Source organism: Neisseria sp. P0021.S007 (assembly GCF_051956855.1).
In genome coordinates, this window is record NZ_JBQCXA010001046.1 from 1 (window position 1) to 542 (window position 542).

Consider the following 542-nt stretch of genomic DNA (forward strand, 5'->3'; position numbering starts at 1 on the left):
GTCATGATTGCCAAAGGCGGTGCGCCGTTGTTGGAAAATTCAGCCGTCGAAGCCATGAAGCGCCTGCTGCTGCCACATACGGACGTATTGACCCCCAATCTGCCCGAAGCGCAGGCTTTGACGGGTATCAATATTGAAAACCGCCAAGATGCGGAACGCGCCGCCAAAATTCTTCAGGATTGGGGCGTGAAAAATGTGGTGATTAAAGGCGGCCATCTTGCCGACAGTCAAAGCGAATATTGCACCGACTGGCTGTTTACGCCATACGAAACCATCGAGCTGAACAGCAAACGTTTCCCGACGCCGCATACGCATGGCACGGGCTGCACGTTTTCTGCCTGCATTACTGCCGAGTTGGCAAAAGGGTTTAGCGTGCCCGAGGCGGTTCAAACGGCAAAAAACTATATTACCGCCGCCATTTCCCATCCTTTGGGCATCGGGGCAGGGCACGGACCGGTCAACCACTGGGCGTATCGGGACGAATAATGCGTTCAGACCAATTGTAATTGATTGTATTTTTCAGATGGCCTGACTAGGTTTAT

1 protein-coding gene is annotated in these 542 nt (G+C 52.8%); it reads left to right on the top strand.

Going from position 1 to position 542, the window contains the following annotated elements; translation table 11 throughout:
• Positions 1 to 486: PfkB family carbohydrate kinase (locus tag ACTHUR_RS17440; RefSeq protein WP_440399974.1), on the top strand; the 486-nt coding region annotated here is incomplete at its 5' end.
• Positions 487 to 542 lie beyond the last annotated feature (56 nt).